We start from the raw sequence: 15,996 nt of genomic DNA, 5'->3' as shown, positions 1-15,996 counted from the left end.
AAGCCGTGGCTCCTCAATAGCTGCGGCTTCGAGTTTTAAAAAGAGGCGCATCGACGCAGGCTCATGCCCGTCAGCCGCGCCGGCAAGCCAGGAACCGAACCATGAAGAGCGCTATTCACCCCGACTATCACACCATCAAGGTCGTCATGACCGACGGCACCGAATACACGACCCGTTCGACCTGGGGCAAGGAAGGCGATACGATGAACCTCGATATCGACCCGACCACCCACCCGGCCTGGACCGGCGGCCAGCAGACCCTGCTCGACCGCGGCGGTCGCCTGTCGAAGTTCAAGAAGCGTTTCGAAGGTTTCGGCCTCTAAGCCCATTTCGGCATTGCCGCAGATCAAAAACCCGCCTTCGAGGCGGGTTTTTTGTTCAGCGAATAATGGCCCTGACAAAGTCGCCCTTGATGACGACCGAGGGCTTGGCGCCGGCGGTGCTGGGAAGCGTGCTGTCGACGAAGGACGCTGTCGCGGTGACTGAATAGCTGATCGCGGCCCCCTGGCCGAAAGACAGCGTGGCATCCAGCGCCTTGCCGGTGATGGCGATGTTTTCGTCCTGCCTGACGCTGCCAAAGGCGAGATTGGCTCTCAGCGCCTCGCCCTCGAGGTCGACGGTCGAGGCATGTCCGTCCAGCGAAACATCGGCCGCCTTGCTTGAAATGGCGATGGTGGAGAAACTCCCCGCCATGTTGGCCTGTAGTGCCGCCTGGTCGATCGACACCGAACTTTCCGGCTGGATGTTGGCGCTGATCTCGACCCTGCAGTCCGAGGGATCGAGCCAGGAGGAAGGGGCAACGTCGATACGCAATGTCGAGGCCTCCAGCTTCATGTCGCTGGCAAGGCTGCAGTCATTGGCGAACCAGCTCGAATACCAGCGCGCGAACCAGCCTTCGCGGCGGCTGCCGATCGTTGCCTCGTAGGGGCCCGAGGCCGAAGTGGTGAGCCTGACGGAACTGGCTTCGCCCGAAATGACGACGGCGTTCACGCCGGCGAGATCGAGTGTCTTGCCGGCATCACCGCTTGCTGGCGACGTAAGCGCTGCGCTGGCAAATGACAGCAGGGCGAGAATTGCGGATTTCATTGATATCTCCGATCATGTGTGGCGGTCCCACCTGGACCGTGGCGTTGTCGGAGTGACCGGGAACGTCAATTTCCGCGACCTCGATCGCGATCCGGGACGACCGTGAACGCAATCCGGGTCATTGTCGGTCGCCGCCAGCCCTGGAACCACGCCTGCGATCATGATCTTCATTCCCCTGCCGTTCGTCGTCTCCTTGCTGCTCGTCATCCTGCTCATGCAGATGGCCCGCCGAAGCGAGGCCGACCTGCGCGAGAACGGCGCCTTCATGCTGCTGATGGCGGCCTATGCTCTGCAGTCGGTGCTGATCGGTATTCGCTGGGGTTATGATACCAGGGTCGTCATGCCGTTCCTGTCGGTGCTGGCGGCGCTGATCGCGCCGCTTGCTTGGATCGCCTTCAGCGGCCTGACGAAGGAACGGCCGGAGCATCGCCTGGCACGGCTGTGGCCGCATCTGCTGCCGGCCTGCCTGGTTGCCCTGCTGCTGATCTTCTGGCGCGAGCCGGTCGGGCCGGCGATCATCCTGGTGTTCCTGTCGTATGGGCTGGCGCTTCTTTGGCTGGCGCTGGCCGGTCCCGATATCCTCGTCGAATCGCGCCTCGACGGCGTCTTGCGGTCCTACCGATCGCTGTGGGTGACGGCGGTGGCGATCCTCGCATCGCCCATCACCGACATCATCATCAGTTTCGACATGCAATGGACCGGCGGCGCTCATTCCGGCGCGGTCATTGCCGGCGGCAACGTGCTGGCGCTGTTGCTGCTCGGCGGCGCCGCCGCGGTTGCCAGCGAAGCCGCCGCTCCGGACGAAGACGAGGAAAACGACGAAGCGTCTCGGGTGCGGACCACGCCATCGGCAACCAGCGAAGAGTCCGCGATCGCGGCGGCGGTCGACGCGCTGATGCGGTCGAAGGAACTCTACAAGGACGTCGATCTCAACCTTGGCCGCATCGCCAGGCGGCTCGGCACGTGTCGTCGGCGATCAATCGCATCCACGGATCGAGCGTGTCGCAATATGTCAACAACCACAGGATCGATGAAGCGCGCCGCCTGCTTGCGACGACGGACGAACCGATCACCCGCATCATGTTCGACGCCGGCTTCCTCAGCAAATCGAACTTCAACCGCGAGTTCCTGCGCATCACCGGCCTGAGCCCGAAAGCCTGGCGGCTTGAGCACCAGCCGCCGGGCGGCGCGATGTCGGTCATGTCGAACGGGGAAAAACTGACCGGGCGCGGCGCCACTCAGTCGCCGGCCAGTTCCCGCAGCGCCATGCGCTTGTAGGCGGCGACCAGCCTCTCGCCCTCCTGCCGCTCGACCGAGATGGCCAGCCGTACCGCAGCCTCGCCCATTTGCCAGACGAGGAATGCCGTTGTCTCCAGGGCAACGGGGTCGGCGTCGGGACGCAACCGCTTCAGCACCACCACGAGGAACTCCGCATTGGCCCGGCTGTCGGCGAGTTCGAGCTGGCGCAGCGCCTTGTCGGCCTGCGTGCCCGACCAGATGTCGCGCATCACCGGCTCGGCCAGGAACAGCCCGTAGTAGATATCGACCAGCTCCGAGAAAGCCCGCCGCAGGACTTCGACGTCGCTGACATCCTTGAGCGCGGCCGAGATACAGGCCTGGCTCTCGGCCGTGTAGCGCTCGGCCAGCGCCCAGATGATCGCCCGTTTGTCTGGGAAGAACTGGTAGAGCGAACCGATCGACACCCCTGCCCGCTCCGCGACCTCGCCCATGCGCATGGCGTCGCTGCCTTGCTCGGTGATCAGCGCCGAGGCGGCGGCCAGCATGCGCTCCACCCGCTCGCGGCTGCGCTGCTGGCTTGGCGCCCGCCGTGGCGAAGCGATCTGTTCGTTGGCCGGCGTGCCTTCCATGACTGTCTCCAACAACGCATTCGGCACAATCGCCGGGAAAATGGCTTGACTCACAAAATACGAGGGTTTATCACGTTTTGCAAATGTGAGGATTGCTCATGTTTTCAAACCGAGGAAAACCACCATGACCGACACCAAACCAATTCTGATCCTTGGCGGCACCGGCAAGACCGGCCGCCGTCTTGCCGAGCGGCTGACGGCGCGCGGCATTCCGGTGCGGATCGGCTCCCGTTCCGCCACGCCGCGTTTCGACTGGGAAGTTCCCGCGACTGGGCTCCCGCACTCGAGGACGTCAGCGCGGTCTACATCAGCTACTATCCCGACATCGCCGTGCCGGGCGCCGCCGAAGTGGTCGGTGCCTTCGCCCGCCTTGCCGTTGCGAATGGCGTTCGCCGGCTGGTGCTTTTGTCGGGCCGCGGCGAGCACGAGGCGCAGCGCGCCGAAGAGATGCTGAAGGCTTCCGGGGCCGACTGGACGATCCTGCGCTGCGCCTGGTTCTCGCAGAATTTCAGCGAGGGCTTTCTCGTCGAGCCGCTGCTGGCGGGCGAGGTTGCACTGCCGGTCGGACCTGTCGGTGAACCCTTTGTCGATGTCGACGACATCGCCGACGCCGCCGAAGCGGTGCTGACTGAGCCCGGTCATGTCGGCCAGCTCTATGAGCTGACGGGGCCGCGGCTGTTGAGCTTCACCGACGCGGTCGCCGAGATCGCCAAGGCGGCAGGACGCGACATCCGCTTTGTCAGGATTTCGAATGACGAGTTCACCGCCGCTGTCACGTCGTACGAACTGCCACCCGAAATCGTCTGGCTGCTCAATGAGCTGTTCACTCAGGTGCTCGACGGCCGCAACGAGTCGCTCACCGACGGCGTCCAGCGCGTGCTCGGCCGTGCGCCGAAAGACTTTTCCGCCTACGCAACCGAAACCGCCGCTAGCGGCATCTGGAGTAACTGAGATGATCAAGCTTGTTCCCGCCCTCACCATCATCGCCGCGATCGGTTCGGGCCTCGTCGGCGGCGTGTTCTTCGCCTTTTCCAATTTCGTCATGGCGGCACTTGCCCGGCTGCCTGTCCCGCAAGGCATCGCCGCGATGAATTCGATCAACATCACGGTGATCACGCCGACTTTCATGACGGCGCTTTTCGGCACCGGCCTCATCTGTCTGGTGCTTGTCGCCGCCGCTTTCATGGGCTGGGCCCAGTCCGGCTCGTACTGGCTGCTCGCCGGCGCGGTGATCTACGTGATTGGCAACCCAATCGTGACCATGGTCTTCAACGTGCCGCTCAACGATGCACTCGCCGCCGTCGACCCGGCCAGCAGCAACGGCGCCGCCGTGTGGGCGAACCATCTGAGCCAATGGGTGATGTGGAACCACGTCCGCACCATCACCGCAATCGTGGCGATGGCCTGCTTCATCTTCGCGTTGCTCTAAGCAGTTCCAGGAAAGGTCTGACGCGCTTTCCCCTGGGAATTGCGTCAAACAAAGCAGTCGATGAAACGCAAAAGGCTCCGCTCAGGCGGGGTCTTCTTGCGTGTGCCCCTTTGACGTGTGGCCCTTGCGGTCGGAATGGCCGAGATCGCGATCGGGGTCGATCACGTCGCGCACCAGCTGCTTGAGTTTTGCCGCATCCGGAAAGCCGCCGTCGCGCTTGCGGTCCCAGACCAGCACCTCATTGCAGGAGATGGTGAAGATGCCGCCGGTGCCGGGCACCAGCGTCACTTCGCCGATATCCGTGCCGAAGGTGGAGAGCAACTCCTGCGCCATCCAGCCGGCGCGCAGCAGCCACTGGCACTGCGTGCAATAGGTGATGCGGATGGTGGGCAAAGGCGTTTCGCTCATGTCGGCCGGGATATCATCGGATTGAGCTCCGCTCATATCGGATTGAGCTCCGCTCATATCCCAGCCGATCACGCCGCGCTGAGCTTGGCCAGTGTCTCGTCATCGACCTCGAAGTTGGCGTAGACGCTTTGCACGTCATCGTCGTCCTCGAGCGTGGCGACCAGCTTCATCAGCGACTGGGCCCGCTCCTCGTCGACCGGAACATTGTTCTGCGGCCGCCAGATCAGCTTCACCGATTCCGCTTCGCCGAGCGAGGCTTCCAGCGCCTTCGACACTTCGCCGAGATTCTCGAAGGCGCAATAGATCGTGTGGCCTTCCTCGTCGCTTTCGACGTCGTCGGCACCGGCTTCGATCGCCGCTTCCATGACCTTGTCGGCGCTGCCGGCAGCGGCCGGATAGTAGATCTCGCCGACACGGTCCCACATGAAGGACACCGAGCCGGTTTCGCCCATCGCACCGCCGGCCTTGGTGAAGGCCGCGCGCACATTCGACGCCGAGCGGTTGCGGTTGTCGGTCAAGGCCTCGACGATGACGGCGACGCCGCCCGGGCCATAGCCCTCATAGCGCACGGCCTCGTAATTTTCGGCATCGCCCATCGACGCCTTGTTGACGGCGCGCTGGATGTTGTCCTTCGGCATCGACACCGCCTTGGCGTTCTGGATCGCCAGACGCAGGCGCGGGTTCATCGATGGATCCGGCGTGCCGCTCTTGGCGGCCACGGTGATTTCGCGCGCCAGCTTGGAAAACATTTTCGACCGCACCGCATCCTGACGGCCCTTGCGGTGCATGATGTTCTTGAACTGTGAATGGCCAGCCATGGCACCCCTGTCGTGTTCGGCTAGAGCGTCCTGCAGCGAGATGCGTTGCCTCGCCTTCTGCAAAATGCTCGAATTCAAAATCTCAGAGCGTCCCAGGTGCAACCCGCGGAAGCACGGCGTTCTCTGTCGGAACGGCCGGCTTATAGATAAATCGGCTCAATTCGTCCAGCCGCACCGTGCTGCGGCAGCCTGACAAGGACAGCTGCAAGCGCTCACGCTTCCAGATCGGACTTCAGCCGATCGATAATGCTGAGCGCATGGCCGGCATACTGGCTGATCCAGCGATCGTGGATCTGCTTGATCGGCAGCGCATTGAGGTGGTTCCAGCGCTCGCGTCCGTCGCGGCGCGCGACGATCAGATCCGCCTCCTCCAGCACCTTGAGATGCAGCATGACGGTGCAGCGGTCGATGTCGGGAAAGGCATCGCACAGCATGCCGGTGGTCTTCGGCTCGTCCTTCAGCTGATCGAGCATTTCGCGCCGGCGCGGGTGCGCCAGCGCCTTGAAAACATTGTCGTCTTGCGATCGGCTTGACATGTTATGTTTCTATAACATATCGTCCGATCGATCAAGGATGGAGCTGTGGATATGTCTCTCGGATTCCGCGTTTCCGGCCGCATCGGCAGACCGGTCGCCGAAGTTTTCGACGCCGTCGTCAACCCGAAGAAGCTGAGCGGTTATTTCACCACGATCGGCGGCGCCAGCGCGCCGCTGCAAACCGGTGTCGGCGTCGTCTGGTGGGGCAAGGTGCCGGTCGAGGTCGACGAAGTGGTCAAGGACAGCCGCATCGTGCTGCGCTGGGACGCCACGGACGCCGACGGCAAGCCGGCCTACAAGACGCGTATCGAGATGAATTTCGAGCCGCTGGACGATGGCGGCACCTTCGTCACCATCGCCGAGAGCGGCTGGCAGGAGGGCGCGGTCGGGCTGAAGAAATCCTACCTCAACTGCGAGGGCTGGTCGCAGATGCTGGCCTGCATGAAGGCCTATGTCGAATACGGCATCAATCTGCGCGACGGCTATTACCGCAGCGAAATGAAGGGCGAACCCGCCAACGAGACCAATGTCTGAGTGAGGAAAACGGAGGCCCGCTATGACGAAAGCAACGCCGTTCCTGATGTTCGAGGGCAAGGCCGAGGAGGCAATGGCTCTTTATTGCGAGACCATTCCCGGCAGCGGCATCCTCGACATCACCCGCTATGGCGCAGGCGAGGATGGCCCGCAAGGGACACTGAAGCTGGCGCGCGCCTCCATCGCCGGCCTGGAGGTCATGGTCTTCAACAGTCCCGTGCACCACGCTTTCACTTTCACGCCGTCGCTCTCGTTCTATGTCGACTGTTCCTCGGAAGAGGAGTTGAACCGCATCGTCGACGTTTTGGCGAAGGATGGCGGATTTCTGATGCCGCCGGACAATTACGGCTTCAGCCGCCGCTTCGCCTGGCTCAACGACAGGTTCGGCGTCTCCTGGCAGGTCAACCTGGCCTGACCGGACCTGGCCGAGATCACGAAGACAGCCCAACCGCAGCGCAATGGAGACAGCAATGACCGCGAAGATCACCGGCGGCATCAACATCGCCATGAAGGTGCCGCCGCATCAGTATAAGGCGACGGTCGCCTTCTACCGCGACATCGTCGGGCTGAAGCCGTTCATCGCCAAAGCGCCGGCCATTGGCTTCGAGCTCGGCCCGAACCGGCTGTGGATCGACGAGGCGCCGATGTTGAGCCAGGCCGAAATCTGGCTGGAACTGTTCGCCGACGATTTTACCAAAGCGGCCGCCCATTTCGCAGAGGCCGGCATCGTGCGTTGCGATGCCATCGAGCCCTTGGGCGAAGGCTTTCGCGGCGGCTGGATCACCAATCCGGCCAGCATCGTTCACATGCTGCGCGAGCCCGACGCCTGGTGAGCGCCAAGACCAGAAAGGAGACTGCCATGGAGATCCGCGAAACCCCAACAGCCGAGGCCGGCATGCTGATCCGGCGGCCTGTCGCCGAGGTGTTCGAGGCCATTGTCGATCCGGCCATCACCACCAAATTCTGGTTCACCCATGGCAGCGGCCGGCTGGACAGCGGCAAGGAGGTCCGCTGGGAATGGCGCATGTACGGTGTCTCGACGACCGCCAAGGTCAGCGAAATCGTGACGAACGAAAAGATCGTCATGCGGTGGAGCGATCCGCCGACCACGGTGGTCTGGAACTTCACCGAAATGCCTGATGAGGCCACCTTTCTCGAGGTCCGTAACTTCGGCTTCGCCGGCACGGCCGACGAGCAGGTGAAGGAAGCGATCGGCTCGACCGGCGGCTTCACGCTTGTGCTGGCCGGCGCCAAGGCCTGGCTGGAACAGGGCCTGACACTGGGCCTGATCGGTGACCGCCACCCGAAGGGGGTGCCGGGGCGCTAGATGCCCCGGCACGCCCGTCTCAATGGCCGTCGCCGGGCTTCGCTTTCCTGCGCCGCCGCGCCAGCATGTTGAGCCCTTCGACCAGGGCCGAGAAACCCATCGCAGCGTAGATGTAGCCCTTGGGCACGTGGTAGCCCATGCCGTCGGCGATCAGCGTCATGCCGATCATCAGCAGGAAGCCCAGCGCCAGCATGACGATGCTGGGGTTCTTGGCGATGAAATTGGCCAGCGGTCCCGCCGCCAGCATCATGACGGTGACAGCCACGATCACGGCGATGTACATGATGGCGATCTCGTCGGTCATGCCGACGGCGGTGATGATGGAATCGATCGAGAAAACGAGGTCGAGCAGCAGGATCTGGAAGATCGCGCCGGCGAGCGAGATCTTGAGCGTCTCGCCCAGCATCGTGTCCTGATGATCGTCGGGATCGACCGTGTGATGGATTTCCTTGGTCGCCTTCCACACCAGGAACAGGCCGCCGGCGATCAGGATCAAGTCGCGCCACGAGAAGCCATGGCCGAAGGCCGTGAAGACCGGCGTCGTCAGCTGGACGATGATCGAGATGGTGGCCAGCAGCACCAGCCGCATGATCAGCGCCGCCGAGATACCAAGCCGGCGGGCGCGGGCCCTTTGCGCTTCCGGCAGCTTGTTGGTCAGGATCGAGATGAAGATCAGATTGTCGATGCCGAGCACAATCTCGAGCACCACCAGCGTCAGCAAGGCGACCCATGCGGTTGGATCGGAAACAAATTGAAAATGCGGCGCCAGGAATTCAATAAGCTGCATGGAGGTCGTCCCCTACGATCTAGAGCAGTGTCGCCGGCAATTAGGTACTGCGAACCCCTATATCAATGTCATGACCAGAAGGACGGAGCCGTTTCTTCCAATCGCGGCCCGCGACGAAACGGCGCGATCTTCTCGGTCAGCCCGGTACGATCGGAAATATTGACACCGACCCCACACAAGGTCGCCGGTCCGGTCGCCGCCTCGAAGCGCCCTTTCGGCACTTTCGACAGGAACCGGTTGAGCGGCTCCTCCTTGTCCATGCCGAGCGAGGAATCATAGTCGCCGCACATGCCGGCATCCGACAGATAGCCGGTGCCGCCATTGAGGATCTGGTGATCGGCGGTCGGCTGGTGGGTGTGGGTGCCGACGACCAGACTGGCGCGGCCGTCAACGAAATGCGCGAAGCACATCTTTTCCGAAGTCGCCTCGGCGTGGAAGTCGATCACCACCGCATCGGCCTGTTCGCCGAGCGGGCAGGCGGCAAGCTCGCGCTCCCCGGCCTGGAACGGATCGTCGAGTTCGGGATGCATGAACACCCGGCCCATGATGTTGGCGACCAGCACGCGCGCTCCGCTCCTGGCGATATAGACGCCGGAGCCGCGCCCCGGCGTACCCCTGGGAAAATTGGAGGGGCGCAGGAAGCGTTCTTCACGCGGCGCGAAGGCCAGCGCATCGCGCTGGTCCCACACATGGTTGCCGGTGGTGACGACATCGGCGCCCGCCGCGATCGTCTCGCGAAAGATCTCTTCGGTGATACCGAAGCCGCCGGCTGCATTCTCGCCATTGACGATGACGAAATCGAGTTTGAAATCCGAGATCAGCCCAGGCAGTTGCTCCCACACTGCCGTGCGTCCCGTCTTGCCAACCATGTCACCGAGGAAGAGAAGTCTCATATGATCCCGCACCGAAAGTCAGCGAAGCAAAAGCTGCATGACATCCGCGAAAAGATCATGCCTCCATTATCTACAATTTTGGCGTGAAGCGGCGCAACCCGCTCTCGGTCAGTATTTCCGGGATGACCACGTCATGGTTCTCGTCTGGAACCTGCGCCACCTCCTGGCAGTCGAAGGCGATGCCGATCAGCCGGGGCGCATGTCCCTTGTCGACGAGTTTCGCGATCGCGCGGTCGTAATAGCCGGCGCCATAGCCGATACGGTGGCCGCGCGCGTCGAAGGCGGCGAGCGGCACCAGCATCACCTCGGGATCAAGCACCTCGGCCTCTTCGTGGGGCCCGACCGTGCCGAAGCCCATGTCGACCATCGGCGCGCCGCGCACCAGTTCGCGAAAGACGATCGTGGTCTTGTCGAGAATGGCAGGCAGGCAAAGCCTGGCGCCCTGTTCGCGCAAGGCGAACATCAGCGGCCTGACGTCGACTTCCGAACGCATCGGCCAGAAGCCGGAGACGATCTGGCCGGGCTCGATGGCGAAATGATCGCGCGCCGTCTCGGCCATTTCGAGCGCCACCTCCACCCGCCAGAATTCATCAAGCGCATCGCGGCGTCCAAGCGCCTGGAGCCGCAGCTGTTTTTTCTGGTCTTTGAGAGATGTCATGCGCGGACGATAGAAAAGGCCGGATCGGGATGGCGTTTTGGGAGCGACGTTTTCCACCGCATCATCCACCGCAATGCATGGATGCGCTGCAAGAAGTGACGATCCACACAACCGGTGGAGAGAGCGATCCCGGGAACCTACAAAGTAGGTGGGCGCCGTGTGAGAAAACCCACGGGTCTTCCCAGGGACAGCTCCCTAAGGATCGTTAAGGCCCCGGGGAAAATGTTCTCCTGCCGGGAAGCACAGACCGTCCTCCCCAATATAGGCCGCTGGTTGCCTAAGCGCCAGTGAGCTGGGCACCCTCGGCGGCTTTATTCGCGACACGCCCCTGCCACCAGACCAGCGCCGGCACCGCCAGCAGTTCGATGCAGAGGCCGGCGATGTGTCCCGCCGACGGTGCGCCAACCAGAATCAGCGAAGCAAGACGCGCCAGTCCGCCGGTGAACGTGCAGGCGGCAAGCAGCCGGAACCGCTCGGTCTTGGTCTCGATGCCGGGAATGCAGCTGTACCAGGCAATGCCGAAGGCCAGGAAAAACCCCGACAGGAAGCGGAAATGGCTGTCGAGATCGACCGGCCATGGACGGATGGCGTGCAGGAATTCCGGCCCGGACAGGATACCCTCGATGCCGACCAGGACCGGCGTGGCCGCCAGCACCGCGACAGTGATCTGTAGTGCTGTCTTGCCTGATTCATTCATGCCGACGCCCTTCGGCCTGCCAAGCGGCCTTGCTGCATCAACGGATAATTCTGACCCTGGGTTTCAAGCCCATTCGCGTCGCAGCCGGCTCACCCTTGCACAGGCTGACCGGCATCCTTACGCTCATGGCATGAACCAAGGAGCAAAAATGCGTTTCGAAGGCACGGCGGCTTATGTCGCCGACAAGGATCTGATGGTGGCCGTCAACGCGGCGATCGCGCTGGAGCGGCCCCTGCTGGTCAAGGGCGAGCCCGGCACCGGCAAGACTGAGCTTGCCCGACAGGTGGCGGCGGCGCTCAGCCTCGATCTCATCGAATGGCACGTCAAATCGACGACGCGGGCGCAGCAGGGTCTTTACGAGTATGACGCCGTCTCGCGGCTGCGCGACAGCCAGCTCGGCGATGCCAGGTTCAACGACATCAAGAACTACATCAAGCGCGGCAAGCTGTGGGAGGCGTTCGCGGCGGACAAAAAGGCCGTGCTTTTGATCGACGAGATCGACAAGGCCGACATCGAATTCCCCAACGACCTGCTGCAGGAACTCGATCGGATGGAGTTCTTCGTCTACGAGACCAGCGAGACCATCCGCGCAGCGGTGCGGCCGATCGTCATCATCACCTCCAACAACGAAAAGGAACTGCCGGACGCCTTCCTGCGCCGCTGCTTCTTCCACTACATCCGCTTTCCCGACGTCGACACGCTGCACAGGATCGTCGACGTCCATTATCCCGGCATCAAGCAGAATCTGGTACGGGCAGCGCTCACCCAGTTCTACGAGATCCGCGAGGTGCCTGGCCTGAAGAAGAAGCCGTCGACCTCCGAGGCGCTCGACTGGATCCGCCTGCTGGTCGCCGACGACATCGCGCCAGAGGATTTGCGCGCCGACCCGAAGAACGCCCTGCCCAAACTGCATGGCGCGCTGCTGAAGAACGAACAGGACGTGCACCTGTTCGAGCGGCTGGCCTTCATGGCCAGAAGGCAGCAATAGGCAGGCAGCAATAGCGCTTTCCCCTTCCGTGGACCGTTGCTGCCGGCCGGGCAGGAAGGCAGCTTCGGCCACAACCCTTTGGAGGAGATGAAATGTCCGAGATTGTTGTCCGCCCGCTCGCGCAGTCCGACCACGCCGACTGGAAGCGCCTGTGGACCGACTACCTCACCTTCTATGAAACCAGGCTGCCGGAAGAGGTCTATGCCGTGACCTGGAAGCGGCTGTTCACAGAAGCCGAATTCGAGCCGAAGGGGTTTATCGCCACGCTTGACGGCAAGGCCGTCGGTCTTACCCACTATCTCTACCACCGCTCGGGCTGGTCGGAGAAAAACAACTGCTACCTGCAGGACCTGTTCGCCGACCCGGATGTGCGCGGCAAGGGCATCGGCGCGGCTCTGATCAAGGCGGTGAAAGACTCGGCGGAAAAAATCGGCGTCAAGAATGTCTACTGGATGACGCACGAGACCAACACAACCGCGCGCAAACTCTACGACCACGTGGCGCGCCGCACTGGCTTCATCGAGTATGATGTGCTGTAGATAGAAATGTTCATCCCCTTCTTCCTCGAACTGAAGGCCGCGCGCGTTCCCGTTTCGCTCCGGGAATATCTGTCGCTGCTGGAAGGGCTGGAAGCCGGGCTGGTCGACTACGACGTCGAGGGTTTCTACTATCTGGCCCGTGCTGCCCTGGTGAAGGACGAGCGCCACATCGACCGCTTCGACCAGGTGTTCGCGCATGTCTTCAAGGGCATTGAAGCGCTGGGCGGGCCGCATGCGGTCGACGTCGCCAATATTCCCGAGGAATGGCTCCGCCGGCTCGCCGAAAAGCACCTGACCGAGGAAGAGAAAAAGCTGGTCGAGGCGCTCGGCGGTTTCGAAAAGCTGATGGAGACGCTGAAGCAGCGGCTTGAGGAACAAAAAGGCCGCCACCAGGGCGGTTCGAAATGGATCGGCACCGGCGGTACCTCGCCCTTCGGCGCCTATGGCTACAATCCCGAAGGCGTGCGCATCGGCCAGCACGAAAGCCGCAACCGGCGCGCGGTGAAGGTCTGGGACAAGCGCGAGTTCCGCAATTTCGACGATGCCGTCGAGCTTGGCACGCGCAACATCAAGATCGCGCTGAAGCGGCTGCGCCGATGGGTGCGCGAGGGTGCCGAGGAGGAATTCGACCTGCCCGGCACCATCCACGCCACCGCCGAGCACGGCTATCTCGACGTGCAGACGCGGCCCGAACGGCGCAACGCGGTGAAGCTTTTGATGTTCTTCGATGTCGGCGGCTCGATGGACGATCACATCAAAAGTGTCGAGGAGCTGTTTTCGGCGGCGCGTGCCGAATTCCGCCAGCTCGAATATTTCTACTTCCACAACTGCCTCTACGAAGGCGTCTGGAAGGACAACCGCCGCCGCCATGCCGAGGTGATCCCGACATCAGACCTCCTCCACAAATACGGCCCCGACTACAAGGTGATCGTCGTCGGCGACGCCTCGATGAGCCCTTACGAGATCGCCCACCCCGGCGGCTCGGTGGAGCATTGGAATCCGGAGGCCGGCGCCGTCTGGCTCGGCCGCCTGCTGCAGCAATGGCCGAATGCGGTATGGCTGAACCCCGAGAGCGAGAAGAACTGGGGCTACACCCATTCCATCACGATGATCCGCGACATCTTCGGCGGCCGCATGTTCCCGCTGACGCTGGCCGGGCTCGAAGCCGCGACGAAGCAGCTTTCCAGAAAGCACTGAGCAATTCCGGAGCCTCCATGACCAGCTTCCTCTGCCTGCAATGCGGCGTCCAGTTCGCGGCGACGGAAACACCGCCGCAGCACTGCCCGGTCTGTGAGGATGAGCGGCAGTATGTGCGCTGGGAAGGCCAAGCCTGGGCTACACCGCAGGATCTCGCTGCCGGGCATCGGCTGGTGATGCGGGACGATGCCGGCGTGCTCGGCTTCGGCATCGAGCCGCGCTTCGCCATCGGCCAGCGGGCGCAACTGGTGCAGACGCCGCACGGCAATGTGCTGTGGGACTGCGTCTCGATGGTCAGTGACGAGGCCGTGGCCGAGATCACCCGGCGCGGTGGCCTGGCGGCCATCGCCATCTCGCATTGCCATTTCTATTCGGCGATGGGCGAATGGAGTGACGCGTTTGACGGCGTGCCGATCTATCTACACGCCGACGACCGCCAATGGATCATGCGACCGCATCGCTCGATCGTCAGCTGGCAAGGCGAGACGCTGGCCCTCAATCCGTCTCTCACGCTCGTCCGCTGCGGCGGCCATTTTGCCGGCAGCCAGGTGCTGCACTGGCAGCGCCAGGGCGGCAACGCGCTGCTCACCGGCGACACCGTGCAGGTGACGCCGACGCGCCGCCATGTCAGCTTCATGTACAGCTATCCCAACCAGATACCGCTCAACGCGACGGCCGTGCGCCGTATCGCGGCGGCATTGGAACCGTTCGACTTCGACGATATCCGCGGCGCGTGGTGGGACCTGAACATCATCGGCGGTGGCAAAACGGCCCTGGCCACCTCTGTCGCGCGCTATCTCGCGGCGATAGGATGATGATGGCGAGCGAGAATGCGGGCAAACCTTGTAACAAATGCCTATTTGTTGCGAATATGAGGTTGCAACGAAGAACGAGCCGCCAAGGCTGAGGAGATCAAATGGACACCCACACCTACCCCGTCACCCGCACCGATGCCGAATGGCGCGCCCGGCTGACGCCGGAGCAATACGCGGTCATGCGCAACCACGGCACCGAGCGGCCGGGCAGCTGCGCCTTGCTCTACGAGAAGCGCGCCGGCACATTTTCCTGCGTCGGCTGCGACCAGCCGCTGTTCGAATCCAAGCTGAAGTTCGAGAGCGGCACCGGCTGGCCGAGCTTCAACGACCCGGTTCCCGGCTCGATCGAAACCACCGTCGACCGCAGCTATGGCATGGTCCGCACCGAATGCCATTGCTCGCGCTGCGGCAGCCATCTCGGCCACGTCTTCGAGGACGGCCCGCCGCCGACCGGCCTGCGCTACTGCATCAACGGCGTGGCGCTGACATTCGAGCCGGCGGCCTGATCGGCATCCTGTAGGTTTTCTGCAAAGGGCGGCTTCGGCCGCCCTTTTTCGTGACGCCAGCTTAGACCACCACCATGGCGATGAGCCAGAGAGCCGAGCCCAGCAGCATCAGCGAGGCTTTGGCGCCCGATTGCTCGGCCGTCCGCCAGACCGCAATGGTGAGGAAGATGTTGTAGGGCACCGGCGCGAAATGCACCGCCAGCACGAGCCCGAGCGGCATCTTCAGCCCAAGCAGAATCAGAGCGACCACGGACGAGGCAATACTGATCGCCGTCCCGACCAGCAGCATGTCGCGCCAGAACAGCCGGTCGATCGGCACTTGGCCAAGCCAGCGCGAGCGGAAGAAAGATCCGACGCCTTCCGGGGACAACGGCGCCCTACCCCTGTCCAAGCACTTCGGCGACGGCGCGCTCGACGCGCGAGCATTCCGTCACCAGCCAGTCGGTCATGGCAGGCCAATTGTCCACGGCAAAGCAGTTGACCCGCCACATCGAATTGATGCCGAGCCCCTCGCAGCTTTGCTCCGGCCTGAGCTTAAGCCTCTCTTCGATCGCCGGCTGGAACGGCTTCAACCGCGACCAGCTTTGCGTGGCGCCGAACTTCTCGTTGCGGCCGAAGAAGACGCCGACATGGTTCTGCGCCGGCGCGACATACATGGAAATGACCAAAGCGAAGTCGGGCAGCCCGCGCTGCCAGAACCAGGGTCCGCGCCGCGCCAGCCGGGCTCTCTCTTCCGGATGCCGCTCGGCGAACAGCGCCCAGAAGCCGCGATGACGGAACTCCGAGGCACGGCGGCCACCGAAGTCGAGTTCGTTCATGGCCGGCTGCCCCGTTGCCCGAGACTGTTTCGAAATTCGTTTTGGCGAGTCATGTGATGGCGTTTTGAGAACCCGTAGCGTAGCGGACATTT

At 63.0% G+C, this 15,996-nt stretch carries 24 protein-coding genes, 1 other RNA gene and 1 pseudogene; 13 read left to right on the top strand and 13 right to left on the bottom strand.

Annotated features, from left to right (window positions below; all coding sequences use genetic code 11):
- The first annotated feature begins 101 nt into the window (after nt 1–101).
- A complete protein-coding gene (gene rpmE, locus AC1DPX_RS06975) occupies nt 102–323 on the top strand; it encodes a 50S ribosomal protein L31 (protein WP_010912060.1) in 222 nt (73 codons plus the stop codon).
- Nucleotides 324–378: 55 nt separating this feature from the next.
- On the opposite strand, the gene AC1DPX_RS06970 is transcribed toward rpmE, so the two are convergent.
- Nucleotides 379–1,086 carry a hypothetical protein gene (locus AC1DPX_RS06970; protein WP_477235431.1) on the bottom strand — a complete coding sequence of 236 codons (708 nt, stop codon included), beginning with the start codon at nt 1,084–1,086 and terminating at the stop codon, nt 379–381.
- Nucleotides 1,087–1,204: 118 nt separating this feature from the next.
- On the bottom strand, nt 1,205–1,798 hold the full coding sequence (locus AC1DPX_RS06965; RefSeq protein ID WP_477235429.1) for a hypothetical protein: 594 nt from the start codon (nt 1,796–1,798) through the stop codon (nt 1,205–1,207).
- On the opposite strand from AC1DPX_RS06965, the gene AC1DPX_RS06960 reads away from it, so the two are divergent.
- The gene (locus AC1DPX_RS06960; protein WP_477235427.1) at nt 1,780–2,364 is read left to right on the top strand and encodes a helix-turn-helix domain-containing protein; all 585 of its coding nucleotides are present in this window, start codon (nt 1,780–1,782) and stop codon (nt 2,362–2,364) included. The two genes, AC1DPX_RS06965 and AC1DPX_RS06960, sit on opposite strands and share 19 nt — an antisense overlap.
- On the opposite strand, the gene AC1DPX_RS06955 is transcribed toward AC1DPX_RS06960, so the two are convergent.
- On the bottom strand, nt 2,325–2,954 hold the full coding sequence (locus AC1DPX_RS06955; RefSeq protein ID WP_477235425.1) for a TetR/AcrR family transcriptional regulator: 630 nt from the start codon (nt 2,952–2,954) through the stop codon (nt 2,325–2,327). The two genes, AC1DPX_RS06960 and AC1DPX_RS06955, sit on opposite strands and share 40 nt — an antisense overlap.
- Before the next feature lie 124 nt (nt 2,955–3,078).
- Between AC1DPX_RS06955 and AC1DPX_RS06950 the strand changes: the two are divergent.
- Nucleotides 3,079–3,905: pseudogene (locus tag AC1DPX_RS06950) on the top strand (NAD(P)H-binding protein).
- 1 nt (nt 3,906) lies between these two features.
- Complete coding sequence (locus tag AC1DPX_RS06945; RefSeq protein ID WP_477235423.1) at nt 3,907–4,383, top strand: anthrone oxygenase family protein; 477 nt, start codon at nt 3,907–3,909, stop codon at nt 4,381–4,383.
- 81 nt (nt 4,384–4,464) lie between these two features.
- On the opposite strand, the gene AC1DPX_RS06940 is transcribed toward AC1DPX_RS06945, so the two are convergent.
- The 3 genes from AC1DPX_RS06940 to AC1DPX_RS06930 form a co-directional block, all read right to left on the bottom strand.
- Complete coding sequence (locus AC1DPX_RS06940; protein ID WP_477235775.1) at nt 4,465–4,791, bottom strand: Rdx family protein; 327 nt, start codon at nt 4,789–4,791, stop codon at nt 4,465–4,467.
- 68 nt (nt 4,792–4,859) lie between these two features.
- A complete protein-coding gene (locus tag AC1DPX_RS06935; RefSeq protein ID WP_477235421.1) occupies nt 4,860–5,609 on the bottom strand; it encodes a YebC/PmpR family DNA-binding transcriptional regulator in 750 nt (249 codons plus the stop codon).
- Between the two features lie 212 nt (nt 5,610–5,821).
- The gene (locus AC1DPX_RS06930; protein ID WP_477235419.1) at nt 5,822–6,145 is read right to left on the bottom strand and encodes an ArsR/SmtB family transcription factor; all 324 of its coding nucleotides are present in this window, start codon (nt 6,143–6,145) and stop codon (nt 5,822–5,824) included.
- Between the two features lie 51 nt (nt 6,146–6,196).
- Between AC1DPX_RS06930 and AC1DPX_RS06925 the strand changes: the two genes are divergently transcribed.
- The 4 genes from AC1DPX_RS06925 to AC1DPX_RS06910 are packed head-to-tail and all read left to right on the top strand — an operon-like array spanning nt 6,197 to nt 8,006.
- The gene (locus AC1DPX_RS06925; protein WP_202357421.1) at nt 6,197–6,679 is read left to right on the top strand and encodes an SRPBCC domain-containing protein; all 483 of its coding nucleotides are present in this window, start codon (nt 6,197–6,199) and stop codon (nt 6,677–6,679) included.
- Nucleotides 6,680–6,701: 22 nt separating this feature from the next.
- Nucleotides 6,702–7,094, top strand: a complete 393-nt coding sequence (locus tag AC1DPX_RS06920) for a VOC family protein (protein WP_477235417.1) — start codon at nt 6,702–6,704, stop codon at nt 7,092–7,094.
- Nucleotides 7,095–7,149: 55 nt separating this feature from the next.
- On the top strand, nt 7,150–7,512 hold the full coding sequence (locus tag AC1DPX_RS06915) for a hypothetical protein (protein WP_477235415.1): 363 nt from the start codon (nt 7,150–7,152) through the stop codon (nt 7,510–7,512).
- 26 nt (nt 7,513–7,538) lie between these two features.
- A complete protein-coding gene (locus tag AC1DPX_RS06910; protein WP_202357418.1) occupies nt 7,539–8,006 on the top strand; it encodes an SRPBCC family protein in 468 nt (155 codons plus the stop codon).
- Nucleotides 8,007–8,025: 19 nt separating this feature from the next.
- Here the strand turns inward: AC1DPX_RS06910 and AC1DPX_RS06905 are convergent, their stop codons facing one another.
- The 5 genes from AC1DPX_RS06905 to AC1DPX_RS06885 all read right to left on the bottom strand — a co-directional run bounded on the left by AC1DPX_RS06905 (nt 8,026) and on the right by AC1DPX_RS06885 (nt 11,041).
- A complete protein-coding gene (locus AC1DPX_RS06905; protein ID WP_202357417.1) occupies nt 8,026–8,793 on the bottom strand; it encodes a TerC family protein in 768 nt (255 codons plus the stop codon).
- A gap of 68 nt (nt 8,794–8,861) precedes the next feature.
- A complete protein-coding gene (locus AC1DPX_RS06900; protein WP_284276401.1) occupies nt 8,862–9,686 on the bottom strand; it encodes a TIGR00282 family metallophosphoesterase in 825 nt (274 codons plus the stop codon).
- Between the two features lie 70 nt (nt 9,687–9,756).
- Nucleotides 9,757–10,344 carry a 5-formyltetrahydrofolate cyclo-ligase gene (locus AC1DPX_RS06895; protein ID WP_477235413.1) on the bottom strand — a complete coding sequence of 196 codons (588 nt, stop codon included), beginning with the start codon at nt 10,342–10,344 and terminating at the stop codon, nt 9,757–9,759.
- 96 nt (nt 10,345–10,440) lie between these two features.
- Nucleotides 10,441–10,596, bottom strand: a non-coding RNA gene (gene ssrS, locus AC1DPX_RS06890) — 6S RNA.
- A 25-nt stretch (nt 10,597–10,621) separates the two neighbouring features.
- On the bottom strand, nt 10,622–11,041 hold the full coding sequence (locus AC1DPX_RS06885; protein WP_477235411.1) for a DUF4345 domain-containing protein: 420 nt from the start codon (nt 11,039–11,041) through the stop codon (nt 10,622–10,624).
- Nucleotides 11,042–11,189: 148 nt separating this feature from the next.
- On the opposite strand from AC1DPX_RS06885, the gene AC1DPX_RS06880 reads away from it, so the two are divergent.
- The 5 genes from AC1DPX_RS06880 (at nt 11,190) to msrB (ending at nt 15,086) form a co-directional block, all read left to right on the top strand.
- Nucleotides 11,190–12,029, top strand: a complete 840-nt coding sequence (locus AC1DPX_RS06880) for an AAA family ATPase (protein ID WP_477235408.1) — start codon at nt 11,190–11,192, stop codon at nt 12,027–12,029.
- 92 nt (nt 12,030–12,121) lie between these two features.
- A complete protein-coding gene (locus AC1DPX_RS06875) occupies nt 12,122–12,568 on the top strand; it encodes a GNAT family N-acetyltransferase (protein WP_202357413.1) in 447 nt (148 codons plus the stop codon).
- 6 nt (nt 12,569–12,574) lie between these two features.
- Entirely contained in the window at nt 12,575–13,765 is a 1,191-nt protein-coding gene (locus AC1DPX_RS06870; RefSeq protein WP_202357412.1) for a vWA domain-containing protein, read from the top strand.
- 17 nt (nt 13,766–13,782) lie between these two features.
- Nucleotides 13,783–14,580, top strand: a complete 798-nt coding sequence (locus tag AC1DPX_RS06865; RefSeq protein WP_202357411.1) for an MBL fold metallo-hydrolase — start codon at nt 13,783–13,785, stop codon at nt 14,578–14,580.
- Nucleotides 14,581–14,681: 101 nt separating this feature from the next.
- Entirely contained in the window at nt 14,682–15,086 is a 405-nt protein-coding gene (msrB, locus tag AC1DPX_RS06860; RefSeq protein ID WP_202357410.1) for a peptide-methionine (R)-S-oxide reductase MsrB, read from the top strand.
- 61 nt (nt 15,087–15,147) lie between these two features.
- Here the strand turns inward: msrB and AC1DPX_RS06855 are convergent, their stop codons facing one another.
- A complete protein-coding gene (locus AC1DPX_RS06855; protein WP_202357409.1) occupies nt 15,148–15,456 on the bottom strand; it encodes a hypothetical protein in 309 nt (102 codons plus the stop codon).
- Between the two features lie 7 nt (nt 15,457–15,463).
- Nucleotides 15,464–15,904: a hypothetical protein gene (locus AC1DPX_RS06850; RefSeq protein ID WP_202357408.1), complete on the bottom strand. Its 441-nt coding sequence runs from the start codon at nt 15,902–15,904 to the stop codon at nt 15,464–15,466.
- Nucleotides 15,905–15,996 lie beyond the last annotated feature (92 nt).

This window comes from Mesorhizobium sp. 01N446 (assembly GCF_056399285.1).
Note: the sequence above shows the minus strand (reverse complement) of the source record. Positions and strands in the feature narration are given on the sequence as shown.